The sequence below is a fragment of the Paenibacillus sp. ClWae2A genome, from assembly GCF_032452295.1.
Classification (GTDB): Bacteria; Bacillota; Bacilli; order Paenibacillales; family Paenibacillaceae; genus Paenibacillus.
Window position 1 is genome coordinate 137,302 of record NZ_JAULSQ010000009.1, and the last position, 15,405, is coordinate 152,706.

At 49.0% G+C, this 15,405-nt stretch carries 13 protein-coding genes; 3 read left to right on the plus strand and 10 right to left on the minus strand.

The genetic code is table 11. The features are described 5' to 3' along the window. Positions 1 to 197: 197 nt before the first annotated feature. Positions 198 to 1,172, plus strand: coding sequence for an aldo/keto reductase (locus QVE09_RS23095; RefSeq protein WP_315938755.1), 975 nt, complete (start codon positions 198 to 200; stop codon positions 1,170 to 1,172). A gap of 145 nt (positions 1,173 to 1,317) precedes the next feature. On the opposite strand, the gene QVE09_RS23100 is transcribed toward QVE09_RS23095, so the two are convergent. From QVE09_RS23100 to QVE09_RS23110, 3 genes are all read right to left on the minus strand, one after another. After that, positions 1,318 to 1,779 carry a MarR family winged helix-turn-helix transcriptional regulator gene (locus QVE09_RS23100; RefSeq protein WP_315938686.1) on the minus strand — a complete coding sequence of 154 codons (462 nt, stop codon included), beginning with the start codon at positions 1,777 to 1,779 and terminating at the stop codon, positions 1,318 to 1,320. 134 nt (positions 1,780 to 1,913) lie between these two features. After that, the gene (locus QVE09_RS23105) at positions 1,914 to 2,591 is read right to left on the minus strand and encodes a TIGR00266 family protein (RefSeq protein ID WP_017691614.1); all 678 of its coding nucleotides are present in this window, start codon (positions 2,589 to 2,591) and stop codon (positions 1,914 to 1,916) included. Then, positions 2,588 to 2,983 carry a winged helix-turn-helix transcriptional regulator gene (locus QVE09_RS23110; protein ID WP_017691613.1) on the minus strand — a complete coding sequence of 132 codons (396 nt, stop codon included), beginning with the start codon at positions 2,981 to 2,983 and terminating at the stop codon, positions 2,588 to 2,590. Before QVE09_RS23110 ends, QVE09_RS23105 begins: the two co-directional genes overlap by 4 nt. A gap of 163 nt (positions 2,984 to 3,146) precedes the next feature. Between QVE09_RS23110 and QVE09_RS23115 the strand changes: the two genes are divergently transcribed. Continuing rightward, positions 3,147 to 4,361 carry an MFS transporter gene (locus QVE09_RS23115; protein WP_315938687.1) on the plus strand — a complete coding sequence of 405 codons (1,215 nt, stop codon included), beginning with the start codon at positions 3,147 to 3,149 and terminating at the stop codon, positions 4,359 to 4,361. 195 nt (positions 4,362 to 4,556) lie between these two features. Beyond that, entirely contained in the window at positions 4,557 to 5,414 is an 858-nt protein-coding gene (locus tag QVE09_RS23120; protein WP_315938688.1) for an aldo/keto reductase, read from the plus strand. 154 nt (positions 5,415 to 5,568) lie between these two features. Here QVE09_RS23120 and QVE09_RS23125 read toward each other — a convergent pair whose 3' ends face one another. The 7 genes from QVE09_RS23125 to QVE09_RS23155 form a co-directional block, all read right to left on the minus strand. Next, positions 5,569 to 7,668 carry a glycosyl hydrolase family 18 protein gene (locus QVE09_RS23125; protein ID WP_315938689.1) on the minus strand — a complete coding sequence of 700 codons (2,100 nt, stop codon included), beginning with the start codon at positions 7,666 to 7,668 and terminating at the stop codon, positions 5,569 to 5,571. Further along, positions 7,669 to 9,240 (minus strand): chitinase, encoded by a 1,572-nt coding sequence (locus tag QVE09_RS23130; RefSeq protein ID WP_397387083.1) that lies wholly within the window; start codon positions 9,238 to 9,240, stop codon positions 7,669 to 7,671. A 375-nt stretch (positions 9,241 to 9,615) separates the two neighbouring features. Further along, complete coding sequence (locus QVE09_RS23135; RefSeq protein WP_315938690.1) at positions 9,616 to 10,680, minus strand: pectinesterase family protein; 1,065 nt, start codon at positions 10,678 to 10,680, stop codon at positions 9,616 to 9,618. Next, positions 10,677 to 11,789: a glycoside hydrolase family 88/105 protein gene (locus QVE09_RS23140; RefSeq protein ID WP_315938691.1), complete on the minus strand. Its 1,113-nt coding sequence runs from the start codon at positions 11,787 to 11,789 to the stop codon at positions 10,677 to 10,679. Before QVE09_RS23140 ends, QVE09_RS23135 begins: the two co-directional genes overlap by 4 nt. A 26-nt stretch (positions 11,790 to 11,815) precedes the next feature. Continuing rightward, positions 11,816 to 12,793 (minus strand): LacI family DNA-binding transcriptional regulator, encoded by a 978-nt coding sequence (locus QVE09_RS23145; RefSeq protein WP_315938692.1) that lies wholly within the window; start codon positions 12,791 to 12,793, stop codon positions 11,816 to 11,818. Positions 12,794 to 12,832: 39 nt separating this feature from the next. Further along, entirely contained in the window at positions 12,833 to 14,428 is a 1,596-nt protein-coding gene (locus QVE09_RS23150) for an extracellular solute-binding protein (protein WP_315938693.1), read from the minus strand. Positions 14,429 to 14,497: 69 nt separating this feature from the next. Then, positions 14,498 to 15,379, minus strand: a complete 882-nt coding sequence (locus QVE09_RS23155; protein WP_124116782.1) for a carbohydrate ABC transporter permease — start codon at positions 15,377 to 15,379, stop codon at positions 14,498 to 14,500. Between the last annotated feature and the right edge of the window lie 26 nt (positions 15,380 to 15,405).

A 15,405-nucleotide genomic window follows, 5' to 3' on the forward strand; every position in this document is an offset into this window, starting at 1 on the left:
AAGTTTGGTTTTCAGTACCAAGAAGATGGAATGAAGCTAGAAATGGAGTAGCGGAGCGTAGGGAAAACTACGTGAGCAACGGACATTTCGGCTGAATTTCATATTCGCTGCTGATGATGCCGCCAGGCATCATTCGTAATCAAAATTAAACTTTTTGAACTACCTCTACAAAACGAGCATAAAGGGAGCGATGAATGATGGAGTATCGACGTTTGGGCCATAGTGGTTTGCGTGTGTCGGCACTGGGGCTTGGCACCAATGCATTTGGCAAACGCGCGGATGAAGCAGCTGCTACCCGCATTATTCATGCAGCCATGGATCAGGGCATCAACTTTATCGATACCGCCAATATCTATGCAGGCACGGAATCGGAACGCATCATTGGACAGGCTCTCACAGGTCGACGGGAAAACGCAGTGCTTGCTACCAAGGCCGGATTGCCCCGGCATGATGGTCCTCATGGGCGGGGTTCCTCCCGCTACCATCTGCAACAAGAGCTGGAACATAGCCTGCGGCGTCTGCAAACGGATTATGTGGATCTATACCAGATCCATACCTTTGATCCGCATACACCGCTGGATGAAACACTGCGCACACTGGACGATATGGTCACTTCCGGTAAAGTTCGTTACATCGGAGCCTCCAACTACGCAGCCTGGGAGCTGATGAAAGCTTTGGGCATCAGTGAACAGAAAGGATATGTGCGCTACATCTCCACCCAAACCAGCTATTCCCTGGCTGACCGTACGCCTGAGCTGGAACTGGTACCGATGTGTCTGGATCAGGGTGTAGGCATTATCCCGTATTTCCCGCTGGCAGGTGGTATTCTGACCGGTAAATATAACGGACAGGACAGCGTGCCTTCCGGGTCCAGAGCAGACACCGATCCGTCCTTCAATCGTTTTCTGCTGGAGCATAATATACAACTGAGTGAACAAGTGAGTGCACAAGCTGCTGCATATGGATGCTCCCCGAGTGTGCTGTCGCTTGCATGGCTGCTGACACGTCCGGCTGTATCCACAGTAATTGTTGGCGCTACACACACCGATCAGTTGGAACATAATCTGGCTAGCCTGGACATGTCATTGCCTGATGATCTGTTGACCGAATTGGGTCAGATCAGTGACTCTTTCCGTCGCCGCGAGCCGTTTGCGTCCTATCGAATCGATTGAGCAACCGAAATAGACCTCCCGACAAGATGAAGTCAGGAGGTCTATTTATGTTTTGCAGAGGTGTTATAATTATTAATAATTATAAAAACTTCCAATGACACTACATTCTGTAGTTTAATACATTTAAAAAAAGATATATTACGGATCAACTCTCTGTTTTTTGGCGAAGAAACTCCTGCATGATCTCCATATACTCTTCCTTACGATCATCCAAAGTTTCAAAGAATGCCTTGTCCGACTCCTCACACAGATGGATTCCCTCCACAGCCAATCGGGTTCCTTCTTCCGTTGTTGTAATAATATTGGCACGCGTATCCGTCTGATGACGAGCACGAGTAATCAACCCTCTCTTTTCAAGAGCACGCAGAACCTGAGAAGTCACATTAACATCTACTTTGGCAAATTGTGCAATTTGAACCTGAGTAACCCCTTTACCTTCCTCATCATGTTCATTGAGCCATAAACAGGCGTGCAACAATACAAATTGAGGTTGTGTCAGTTCGAGGGGCTCCAGCACCCTGCGTACTTCCTTTTGCCACATGGCTGTAACCTGCCATAACAGATATCCCGGGCTATCTTGTGCGTTTTTATACCGTGAGCTTTTCATCTCATACCTCCATGATGTGCGACTTATGCAACAGATTATGTACCCACCAGTCAATGAAGTATATCCATTATTCATATAACGATGATGGAAACATATCCGTTGCAATTCTGTGTGTTCTTTCTCAAAAAAATGAATTAGCGCGCAGGTATAAACTGCTTCACCCATTGTCCGAATCCTTGCGGATTGCGGCTCTGTATAAGAATGGTTCCTTCTCCCCGGAACCGGCATACCAGTCCTTCTCCACTTGTAACACTCGATAACCAGCCCTGTGAAGCTTTCTCAATACGGTAATCTACATAATGAGGCCATGCCACCAGATGAGCGTTATCCACGATCATTTCTTCACCCGCTGCCAGATTAATCGCATGGATGGCACCATAGGAAGACAGAAATACAGTTCCACGTCCACTGATCTCAATAATGAAGAAACCTTCTCCCGAAAAGAGACCTTTCTTCAGGTTTTGCATTTTGGTATTCACCTGAATGCCCTCAGTTCCTGCCAGAAACCCGTCTTTCTGCACATAGAGTGAATAGGAACCGTCCAATTCAACAGCCTCTACATCGCCCATGCTTGAAGGTGAGAGCAGAATCTCTGCCGACCCGCCAGCAGCCGTCAGTTCCTGAAAGAAAAACTTCTCCCCGCTCAGCATCCGACCGAACCCGGCAAACATCCCACCTTCTGCTGAACCCTTCAGTTCAACCGTAGGAGTCATGGATACCATCGCACCACTCTCGGCCTTGAACCGCTCTCCCCGCTGCAAATGTACCTTGAGCATCGCAAAAGCACCATCATATAAAATCTCATAGTTCACGGTTGCACCAGCTCCCTATTGTCAGAGTTAAAATCATTGAGTCCATTATCTTCCAGAACTGCTGATTTGTCTCCGTATTCCTTCACAATATGTTGATCTCCCCAATTGCAGAGCGCATTGAGAATCGGTTCAAGACTTCTTCCGTAATCACTCAATTCGTATTCTACTTTGGGAGGGACCTGATTATATACGATTCGGTTTACGATTCCGTCGTTTTCAAGCTCTCTCAGTTGCTGTGTTAACATTTTCTGTGTAATCGCGGGCATAATACGCTTGAGATCACTGGTTCGTCTTTTCCCATGTGTCAGATGACAGAGAATGACGCATTTCCACTTGCCACCGATCACCTCTAAGGTAGCTTCAACCGAGATGTTATATTTTTTTCTAACCATAACTTGCTTCCTCCCTGATGATTTGGTTACATCCGTCGCATGCTGTATAGGCACCAAAAAGTACGTAGGGTACTAAAAAGTACGTACTATTCAATCTATACCGAATAACTCATAATAGCATTTGCCGGTACGTAAATCTACATTCTGGGGAGTTGAGCAAGAAATGTTACAAGATTCAAAACGCAGCACGTGGGCGTTGCTAGCACTGGCCATTAGTGCATTCGCGATCGGTACCACAGAATTTATCAGCGTTGGGCTACTGCCCCTCATTGCAGATGACCTGGGCATTTCCGTAACTACAGCGGGACTGACCGTTACTTTATATGCATTAGGCGTTACCTTTGGGGCTCCTGTTCTGACCTCACTGACGTCTACCATATCACGCAAAACGCTACTGCTTGCCATCATGATTGGCTTCATTGCGGGTAACACGATGGCTGCACTATCGACGGGCATCACCATGTTACTCATTGCACGAGTAGTATCCGCTCTGGCACATGGGGTGTTCATGTCCATCGGCTCCACGATTGCAGCCGATCTGGTGCCTGCAAACCGTAGGGCGAGTGCCATTGCCATCATGTTCTCCGGTCTAACCATTGCCACAGTAACCGGTGTACCTCTCGGTACACTCATCGGCCAACATTGGGGCTGGCGCGCTGCCTTTATCCTGATTGTTGTGGTTGGCATCGTTGCGATGATTGGAAACCTGATACTCGTGCCATCCACGTTGAAGCGAGGAACACGAACGGCATTTCGGGAGCAACTGAAGCTGGTTACAGGTGGACGCTTGCTGCTTGCTTTTGCCATCACTGCCGTAGGGTACGGAGGAACATTTGTTGTCTTTACGTATCTGTCCCCATTGTTGCATGATATTAGCGGATATTCCGAGAAAACGGTAGCGTTCATCCTATTGTTGTACGGAATCGCCATCGCTGTTGGCAACATCATCGGCGGCAGAGCAGCCAATCGCAACCCGCTCAAGGCTCTCTTCTACATGTTCATCATTCAGACGATCATTTTGGGCGTAATGTACTTTACGGTACCGTTCAAGTTAGCAGCACTACTCACCATTATGGGTATGGGTATGCTCGCCTTTATGAATGTGCCTGGTCTTCAGATGTACGTGGTAACCTTGGCTGAACGATATGCACCACAAGCCAAGGATGTAGCCTCAGCCTTTAACATTGCCGCATTTAATGCAGGGATCGCTATAGGTGCCTATTTGGGTGGAGTGATCAATGACTCCATCGGTTTGATTCACACGACATGGGTCGGAGCCTTGATGGTTCTCGTAGCCGTAATCCTGACCGCATGGGCTAAAATGCTGGAAAGCAAGGATCAACATGCATCAGTCGAAATGGAGAAAGCCTCGTTCTAATTTCCTTTCCGACCATGGGTCTCACTCTTATATATATCAGTTCCAGCTTGCGAGGGGAACCGGTTTCAATTGTATTTTATTATACTATAATACGTTGAACCCAATTTGATCTACTATGATTTAATTTTGTATGATTAAAAAACGAAAATTCAGCTTAATATGACTGATTTTTACACACTTTAAGGAGGAAATCTCATGACAACAACTCAAACCGCACAACATTTACAATCCACAGTAACTCTGCATAACGGTGTTTCTATGCCTTGGTTCGGACTTGGTGTATTTAAGGTAGAAGAAGGATCTGAACTGATTGAAGCCGTGAAAAATGCGATTAAACATGGCTACCGCAGCATTGATACTGCTGCAATATACGACAATGAAGCCGGTGTGGGCCAAGCGATTGCCGAAGCTTTGCAAGAAAACAACCTGAAACGTGAAGAACTGTTTGTTACATCTAAAGTATGGAATGCAGACCTCGGATATGAAGAGACACTTGCCGCTTTTGATACCACATTGAACAAACTGGGACTGGAATACCTGGACCTGTATCTGATTCACTGGCCTAAGGCAGGCAAATATAAAGCAGCCTGGAAAGCAATCGAGGAACTGTACGCGGCTGGTCGCATTAAAGCTATTGGTGTAAGCAACTTCCAGATTCATCATCTCGAAGACCTGATGCAGGATGCCAAAGTGAAACCGATGGTCAATCAGGTGGAATACCACCCTCGCCTGACTCAGGTTGAGCTTAAGGCTTTCTGTGAGAAACATGGTATCCAGCTTGAAGCTTGGTCGCCTCTGATGCAAGGTCAGCTGTTGGACAACCCAGTACTCACGGCGATTGCTTCAGACAAAGGCAAATCGGTTGCACAAGTCATCCTGCGTTGGGATCTGCAAAATGGGGTCATTACTATTCCGAAGTCCACCAAGGAAAACCGGATTATTGAGAATTCCTCTATCTTCGACTTTGAACTTTCAAATGAAGAGATGGATCAGATCAGTTCTCTGAACGAAGATGTACGCGTTGGACCTGACCCGGACAACTTCGATTTCTAATAGATAGCCTTTTTGGAGGCTGCTTTGTTTGACATAATATAACGAAAAAACACCGGACCAGTATCCGGTGTTTTTTCGTTATATTCTCTTCCCTATAGCCAAGCCTCGCTAAAACTGCACGTTTCAATTCAAAATGTGGTAATCCATTTTTTAACTATTGGACCTGCCACAATGCAGGGACATTGGATGGTTCCCACCCAGACAAGGAAGTGTGGGCCTGCAAACATTTATATGTCTTGCCGCTATAGGTGACCAGCTGTCCTACAGTATAGGCTGTATTCGCCTGCCAGGAGGAAACGCCCGGATTCGTCGTTCCTGCTGTTGTTTTCACGGTCACCGCATTGCTCGCAGCAGAACCATTCCCCGACGCATCCTTTGCTTTCACCGTGAATGTATACGAGGTATCCGCAGCAAGCCCACTGATCGTTGCTGTCGTTCCGGTCACAGATGTCGCCAGTGTCGTTCCATTGTACACATCATAACCCGTTACACCCACGTTATCCGTGGATGCCGCCCAGCTCAGCGTTATGCTGGATGCCGTTTGCGCTGTCGACGCCAGGTTCGTCGGTGCAGTTGGCGCTTGCGTATCACCTCCCGGCGAAGTGGTAGTGCTTACGGTTACAGCATTACTGGCTGCAGACAGATTGCCTGCTGCATCTTTTGCTTTGATCGTGAAAGTATAAGAAGTACCTGCAGTAAGTCCACTGATCGTTGCTGTTGTTCCGGTGACGGATGTTGCAAGATTATTGCCATGATAGACGTTATACCCAGTAACACCCACATTATCCGTTGAAGCATTCCACGCGAGCGTCACCGAGTTGGCCGTCACACCTGTCGAGCGGGCATTTCCCGGTACGCTTGGCGCCGTCGTATCTGCTGGAGGCACTGTACCTCCGGTAGGCAGATCGGCTTTCAGTTTATTTTGAAGTGTTTTGTTCCGGTCACCGCTAAGCTCCCAGAACATCGCTCCGCCGAGTCCCTTGCTCTTGATATAAGCGGTTTTATATCCAATAGACTCCGCATCGTCATAGCTAATAAAACGCTTGTTGGTCGCATTATAGAGATATGGCACCTTGGCCGTGTCATTCCAGTAACGCGTGTACCCGTTTTTGTTAATGTAGTTGGTCTCCAGATCATAGAAATCAAAGGAGCCTGCTTCCCATGTTCCAACGGAAGAACCTCCCGTGCAGGTCTGATACTGGCCATTGCTCGCCTGTGCGCATCCATCCCAGCCGCGGCCGTAGAATGGAACACCAAGCACAAGTTTGGCGGCTGGTACCCCAGCATTCAGATGCCCTTGTGCTCCGGCAGCCACATTAAATGTATTGGCATCCGGCACCCCAGCAGCCGAAGCCGCAGGGTCATAGTTCAACGGCGCGTTATGCGCGCTGACTTTTTGCCAGGCCCCGTTAAAATCGTATGTCATAATGTTAATCCAGTCGACGATGGCAGCTATATTGGCAAGCTCAGTATTCGCAGCATAGGTCGTCGATGCACCGCTTGCAATCGTAAGCAGATACTTCTTGCCGTCCACAGCTCCGGCAGCATCCAGCTTCTCACGGATTTTGCTCAGAAGCAGCGTGTAATTTTGCTTATCCTCAGGACGTTTGCTGTTACCATCAAGTCCGCCTGATACAGGATACTCCCAGTCCAGATCTACCCCGTCAAAATTGTATTTTCGCAGGAAGTCAACGGCGGAGTTTGCAAATACCTCTCGCGTTGCAGCAGTCGCAGCTACATCAGAGAAGCGGTTGGACCATGTCCACCCTCCCACGGAGATGATTGTCTTCAGATTAGGATTGATCTGTTTCAGCTTGTTAAGCTGATTGATATTACCTGCAATGGGCTGATCCCACGTATCCCCTGCAAATGTCTTGCCGGTATCAATCCATGGATCGCCAAGCACGATCGTTCCATTTGGTACATTGATTGTCTGGCTCTTCTCATTCTGACACGTCCAGGTCACCGGGTTAGGGCCCGAAGGGTCCGGATTTCCATGAATACCGTTCCAGCAAATATCGGCAAACGCATAGTTGATATGCGTGACTTTGGTTGGGTCGATGTCCGTTACATTATAGTTTCTTCCATACGCAGCCCAGGACGGGTAGTAACCAACAATTTTATAAGAATCTGCTGCTGCTGCCGTAGCGGGTTGGAGCACAAAAGAAGGAATAATGACGGATAAAAGCAGGGATAGACCCATGAGAAACTTTACGGTTTTCTTGAAAGCAGTGTGTTTATTTAAATGTATCATCTAATACACAACCTCCTTTGTCGTTTGCGTACTTAGCCCGTTCAGGAACGGACGATGCGCGCTCGAAAACTGGTTATTCGTATAAGCGTCCCAGTTGATTGACCAGGTCATCATCCCTTTTATCCCCGCATAGCCCGCAGGCTGGAGCAAGGTATAGGAACCGCCGTATGGCACACCTTTGATCAGGTAATTCAATGCCTTCTGCAGATCGGCTGGCGTTGTATAACCGCCTCCGGCAGCCTGCTGGGAAGCCGGCACACCGATTGCAATCTGATCCGGTCGCAAGGGACTAAAGAATGGGCCTGTGCTACCGCCTACATGAAAGCCTTGAAGAAGCATCTCCGCCATAGCCACATGGAAATCAGCTGTCCCTTGGGCGTAAGAGCGTCCATCCAGCCCCACCATGGAGCCCGTGTTATAGTGCTGCACATGAAGCAGGGCCAGATCATTACGCAAGGCATGGATGACTGGCAGGTAAGCTCCCCAAGGACCGCCGTAGCTCAAATATCCACCCTGTACATAGGCCGTCTCCGGCGCAGCCGTCAGGATGAAATTGGCGCCGAAGTGTGACTTAACCGCTTTCACACCTTGGATGAGGTTAACAATTTTCGGTGTAGTTGGACTACGGAAATCGGTATCCCCTGCATTCAGAGACAAGGAACTTCCTTCCAGATCGATATCGAGACCATTGAAACCATACGTGGAAATGATTGATTTTAACGAATCTTCGAACTGCTGTCTCTTGGTCGCGTCGGTAAGCTCAATGGTACCGTTGGCTCCCCCCATGGAAAGCAGTACTTTTTTCCCCTGGCTTTGCAGATAGGCAATATCGGATTTGAATTCGGCTACCGTTGCATTGTATGGAGTAAAAGCAAGCGTTCCGCTGCCATGTGAAATCGGTTCGGCAAAGGAGACATTAATCACGTCATAGGCTGTTGATACGTTACGAAGTCTGATATTGGTTGAACCATTGTCGAAGTTATGCCAGTAGCCAATCAGCCATTTAGTGCCGGTTGGCCCAGGATTAGATGATCCGTTGGAAGTTGTTACATTGAGGGAGGTGCTCGCAGCGGATATATTGCCTGCGGCATCTTTGGCTTTTACCGTAAAAGCATAAGTCGTGCTGGCTGTCAGTCCCGTGACTACAGCCGTTGTAGTTGAAGTACTTGTCACAAGAACGCCGTTCCGGTACACCTCGTACCCCGCTACGCCCACATTATCCGTGGATGCATTCCAGGAAAGACTCACAGAGGTGTTCGTGATGGAGGATGAAGTCAGACCCGCAGGAACAGAAGGTGGTGCCGTATCTGGCGTTGGCGTTTCCCCTCCTGAACCTTCCCCGACGTATTTCCACAACGCGGGCACAACAGAGGGCTCCCATCCGGTCAACGCCGTGTGGGCCTGAATACATTCATAATCTTTATTTTGATATGTTACGAGGTCTCCTTTCTGGTATGCGGTGCCTGCCTGCCACTGGGCGGCGGCATCGGCTCTCGGTGCAAACCACGAAATAAGTAGAAGAAATGCCAAAGCAAATGTAATGACCGGGCGGAATCGAACAGCTTGATTCAAGCAAAATCCCTCCTGTACTAAGGATACGTTCACCTTGCAAACAAAACTTCAATTGTCCACCTGCATCTGATCTGTGATCGATTAGAGCCAACCTCATTCAGCCATCTGATGTTGCGTGTCGCTTCACTCCCTTCCCTTATCAAAATGGACCTTCCCTCTCGTTTTCTTTTTCAGAAGACATTATCCAAATTTTACAGGGAATTTACAGATCCTCACCCTGTATTTAATCAGTAAAACGCCAAGGAGATAAGGGATAAAATAGTTCTATTGGGGGCGAAAAATGTAATATAGCGCACAAAAAAGGTTTTCTTTCAACTCCTTAGGAGACTTGAAAGAAAACCTGTGTTAGATATTGCGCAGAGAAGAGGGCATATCTTACCGCAGCTGCTCCCCTCTCCCTTCAAAAGGCTGCCATCCATCCACGCCGGATAGAATCAGAGGTGCAGCGTACTCGGCCGCTTCCTGTTCGGTCAGTATTTTGGCCCAAGGTACACGATCAGCAGCACATCCGGCACCAGGCCCGGCACTGTTATATTCCGCATACTGAACAGTCTGCTCTGCATCTGTCTTGTTCCAGTTGTGCCATCCCTCCCGCTTCACATGAGCGCCGATCCAGCAGTTCAGAAAACAGACTTTGGCATGATGACGCCACGGTCTGCCCAGATACACCGACTGCGGCGGAGCATTGCTGGTCAGATCACAGTCCAGAAATACGTATCCATAACGCACATCCTCCGGCGTAGATGCTGCGGTAATCCAGCCGTTCACTTGTCCATCCGCAGCCTCCGCTTCAGTCAGGCGATTCTTCGTAAAGATCTCGCAGCCCTTAAACACGACGGTAGCCGAGCCAAAAATAAAATCGATATCACCTTCGATGTAACAGTCCTCGAAATACTGCCGCAGCTTGCGCCGCTCGGCACCATCACGTGGCCCGCCAAAGTAACTGCGATCCATGGGCTGCTCCGGCAGCGGGCCGGTGAAGATCGTATCTTGGTGACCGATCAAACGACAGCGGCGAAATACCGCCCGGTCTCCATCCACATAAACGGCCAGCGCCTGACCAACTTGCTTGCCCGGCCCAGCAGCATTTACGAAGGAAATCCCCTCTGCAGTGAAATCATCAGCACCAATGAAAGCCGTATAGGAATGAAACGTATGATATGGCGACCCGTCCGGGAACTTCTTGAGTGCATAATCATCATACGTAATGATTGTCTGCTCCGCCCCGTCACCAATCAGATGGATGCCCGGCTTCTCCATATGCAGCTTCTCATAATAAACACCAGCTTTCACTCGAATCGGGACGTTTCCGATGCCATTCTCCGGCAGCGCATCGACTGCAGCCTGAATCGTCACATAATCCCCCGTCCCGTCTGAAGCAACAGTCAGACAGGGAGCCGATGATTCCAATGCTGTATTTGGCAATCTCTGCTGCGTCATGGCAATCGCTCCATTTCCAGCGATGCAAGCAGAAGCGGAGCCACACCCATAAAGGAATCGCTTACAACCGCTTCGGTTACATAATAGTTGTACGAGCCATCCCGGTTCAGGCTTAGTCCTGCGCCATGACAGATTCCGTTTAACCGAACGCCGTCAGCCGTCTCCTCCACCAATCTGGAGGACAGTCCCTGCCATCCTTTCTCCGCCGCAGCTCTGAAATGCGGCTCCAGATACCTTAGCCGCACACCCTTCGCAAGCGCATATACAAACATGCTTGACCCGGATGCTTCCAAATAGTTGCCTTTGCGGAAGCCCTGATCCAGCACCTGAAACCATAACCCGCTCTCCTGCTCCTGCACGCGTACCAAAGCGTGGCACATCCGTTCGAAGATACCAATGATGGTTCCGCGCTTTGGATGATTCACGGGGAAATGCTCCACGCTGTCTACAATCGCCATGGCATACCAGCCCATCGCCCGGCTCCAGAAGTGTGGCGAGCATCCTGTCGATGAATCTGCCCAGACCTGCTCCTTCGATTCATCCCAGCCATGATAGAGCAGTCCGGTCCGCGGATCACGGGTCTGGCGTTCGATCAGTAGAATCTGATGTGCCACTTCATCCCATAACTCGGGTTGATGAAATGTCTTCGCATACTCGGACAAAAAGGGAGAGGACATATACAGGCCGTCCAGCCACATCTGGAATGGATAGATTTTTTTGTGCCAGAAACCACCCTCCGACGTTCGGGGTTGCCCTGCGAGCTGTGCTGCCAGGAGATGCGCTGCTTCTGCGTAACGCTGATCTTCAGCACCATCCAGTAATGCAAACAGGTTTTTCCCCTGATTAATCTGATCCAGATTATATTCTTCCAAAGTATAGGTGCCAATAGAGCCGTCTGGCTGGATATACAGGTCCATATGTTTTTTCATAAAATCAACATACTCTTGCTTGCCATAATACTGCCCGGTTCGTGCCATTGCCATCAAGGTCATGCCTTCCACGTATGCCCATCGTCCCGAAGGGAACGCATGATAACCGTCCCCGTCACATTGCTGGATGATTGTTGCTGCAATTCGCTCAGACCAGGATAACTGTGTCTGTACCTGCATAAGCAATTCCTCCTTGAATGTTGTACTCACCTAATAGATGTATGACTAACTGCTGTTGAATTGCGAAGGTTCAACTTGGGCTGAATGACTACCGGAACATCAACCTGCTCATCACGAATTAACGATACAATCAACTCTGCTGCCTGCACAGCCAGTTCATCCAGAGACGGGCCAATCGTCGTCAAGGCTACTTCGGCATACTGCATATCCGGCAGATCATCATACCCAATTAACGAGATATCGCGTGGAACACTGTAACCTGCCTCAAGCAAAGCCCGGAGCGCCCCTCGGGTGACCAGATTGTTCAGTCCAATAAAAGCTGTTGGCGACTCCGGCCCAAACACATGATTACGTATGGCAAAATATCCGTCCTCCCAAGAGGAATACGCAGGCAGCACATGATTTTCGTTAAAAGCCAGACCCGTACGCTGCAACGCTTCCCGGTATCCCTCCAGTTTAATATTCTGGGAGTTGCCGATGAATCCGATTCGGCTGTGCCCCAGCGATTTTAGATGCTCGACTGCTTTGAACAGCCCTTCTTTGCGATCAATCTTGATGTAAGGAGAGTTCGGCGCTTCATCTGTACCCAGCACAAAACATGGCATGTTGAGTGTGGCGAACTTTTTCCAGAACATCTCGCGATTGTCCAGTGCGTAGTCCCACAGAATACATCCGTCCACGCGCAGCTGGCTGAAGACATCCACGCCATCATCCGCCACAACCAGGATCATCTGATATCCCCGCTTCTTCAGTTCGGTGTGCAGACGGCCGGAGATGTTCGAGAATAACGGATTGCTCAGCTCATCCAGCACAAAACCGATGATGTTGCTCCTGCCGGTGGAAAGCTGCCGGGCCAACATGTTCTTCCGATATTGATGTTTCTCTGCGACCGCAAGCACCTTCTGCTTTGTTGCCGGTTTGATTCGGGGATCATCATTCAGCGCCTTCGATACTGTGCTATAGCTCACCCCCGCCAGTTTGGCAATGTCTTTAATGGTTATCAAAATCAATCAACACCTCTCATACGCCTAAAAACCTATTTCCTATTTCTGTGCAGATTTATAACGATCATATTGTGCCTGTCTGCCCGCAATAACCTGCTCTATATTCATCTTCTTCAACGTCTCAATATAACTGTCAAACTGGTCCAGACTGGCGTCCCCGCTAATAAACTTGAAGTTCATCTCTTCCACAAATGTCGTGATGTCAGGCATCGCCATGCTCTCCACACTCGCTTCATCCGGCAGGGCATAGACAAATGGAAACGGTTCGCGCACATACGGCTCCAGTTCCTTATCCATCTTCGCATGCCAAGGGGCTACGACGGAATCGGCAGAATCGGTCGATTGGATGTTCGGCAGATTCACCGGACCAATGCCAAGCTTTTGGATGTATTCATTGTCCTTGCCTTTATCCGTGAATGTCTTCACGCCATTCTCTTCCGTATACGTGTCATCCTTGATGCCCCACGTATAATACGTCTGTGCTTCCTCACTTACGGCATAGTCCAGGAAACGGAAAGCAAGTTCGGGATTTTTACTATCACGTGTAATGCCAAAGATGCCACTCACTGGTGTACGTCCTACATAGAACTGATCCCCATGCGGTCCTTTCAGTGGTAAAATGCCTTTGATGATCGGCTCTTCCGGATTGTAATCCTTGAACAACGGACTGTAGACCATCGACATATACCAGCTAAAATTAAACGTTGCTCCCGTCACATCCTGAGAGATGCGCGACGTGACCTGATCACTCGTAGTACTCGCATAATCCACCCCAAGCAGACCTTCCTTGTACAGTCCGTTCAGATAGGTCAAGTACTCCTTGTAGGCAGGCTCATAATAGCTGAAATGTACTTTGCCCTGATCGTCTGCATAGAACTGGTTGGACAGGTCAAGTCCAAACGCGGGGCCAAAGGCCATTGACACAAATTTTGCTTCCATGGACAGCGGAATCTCATCGGCTTTTCCGTTGCCGTTCGGGTCATCTGTCTTGAACTTGCGCAGCATGGCAGTAAATTCATCCAGCGTGGTCGGCTCGCTTAATCCCAGCTTATCAAGCCAGCGCACATTGACCATAAATACCGGCATGTAGTTGCGGGTTAACGTCTGCTGCGGAATATAATACATTTTACCATCTGGCGTCGTTAAACTGGCTTTAACCGAAGGGGACTTTTCATATATTTTTTTGAGATTCACGCCGTACTTCTCTACCAGCTCGTCAATCGGGATAAACAGGCCACTATTGATGTACTTCATCAGTTGATCCTGATCCGGCAGGTACACGATATCGGGCAAGCCGGTACCGGCAGCCAGCCTGGGATTTACGGCATCCGCATAGTTCTGCGGCGGAATCAGATCCCAATCCACCGCAACACCAGCATTGCCTTCGATTTTCTTAACGATCGCTGCGGTGGACAGATCCACGTTCGTCGTCCAGGCGTTGGTGCCGAGAATAGACAGCTTGGCATCCGGTTGATCCGTTACCGGCCCTGCCCCGGTATAATTGAAGGCTGGCTCCGAACTGGACGGGGTGCTCCCCGCATCGGTTCCCGCTCCTGTTCCGCCGCTACATCCCGCCAGGCTGATTGCCAGTATCGCTGCCATTACACTTTTTCTTCCTGCCCCTTTAAATCTCATCCATCATTCCTCCTTAGGTATGAACCATTTTGAACGCCCTTGAATGACATGACACTTAAGTAAGTAAAGCTATCCTTTCACGGCTCCGAGGGTGATCCCCTTAACGAAATACCGTTGGATAAACGGGTAGATTGTAACAATAGGCAGAATACTGACTACAATGGATACATAGCGAACCTGAAGGGTCGATACCGCCAGCGCACCGGATGTCATTGTGCCGCCCATCTTCTGCATCACTTCCGGAGATGCCATGATCAGCACCCTTCGCAGAAACATCTGTAAGGGCTGCATATCCTGTTTGCCCAGATATAACAGGGCCGAGAAAAAGTTGTTCCAGTGGAATACTGCATAGTACAGCGTAAGCACAGCCAGTGTTGGCTTGATGATGGGAACCGCCAGACGATACAGCATCGTCATCTCGTTGGCCCCGTCTATACTGGCACTTTCGAATATTTCATTCGGAATACCTTCGAACGCTGAGCGGCAGATCATGACGTTAAACGTAATCACCAGCACAGGCAGCACCATAACCCAGCGGGTGTTGTACAGCCCAAGCGAGGTAATCAGCATGTAGACCGGAATGAGCCCACCCGAGAAATACATGGTGAAAGCGATGAAGAAATTCAATTTGCGACGTAAGAAAAACTGCTGTCTAGATAACGGAAACGCGGCAAGACATGTTGCCACAATGTTTAACAGTGTGCCTACCACGGTGTACCAGAGGGTGTTGTAGAACGAAACCCATAACTCCTTGTATTGCAGTACCATTTGGTAACCTGACAGGGTAAATCCAACGGGCCACAATACCACTTTTTGTTTGTCGATGGCATCCACCGAGCTGAATGAAATGCTAATAACGTACAGAAAGGGATACAACGTGACAACAACCGCCAGTATGGTCAGCAGGTAGACACATCCGTAGAATAAACGGTCACTTCTCGATTTTTGCATACAGGTCTCCTTTGGTCCGGGTTATA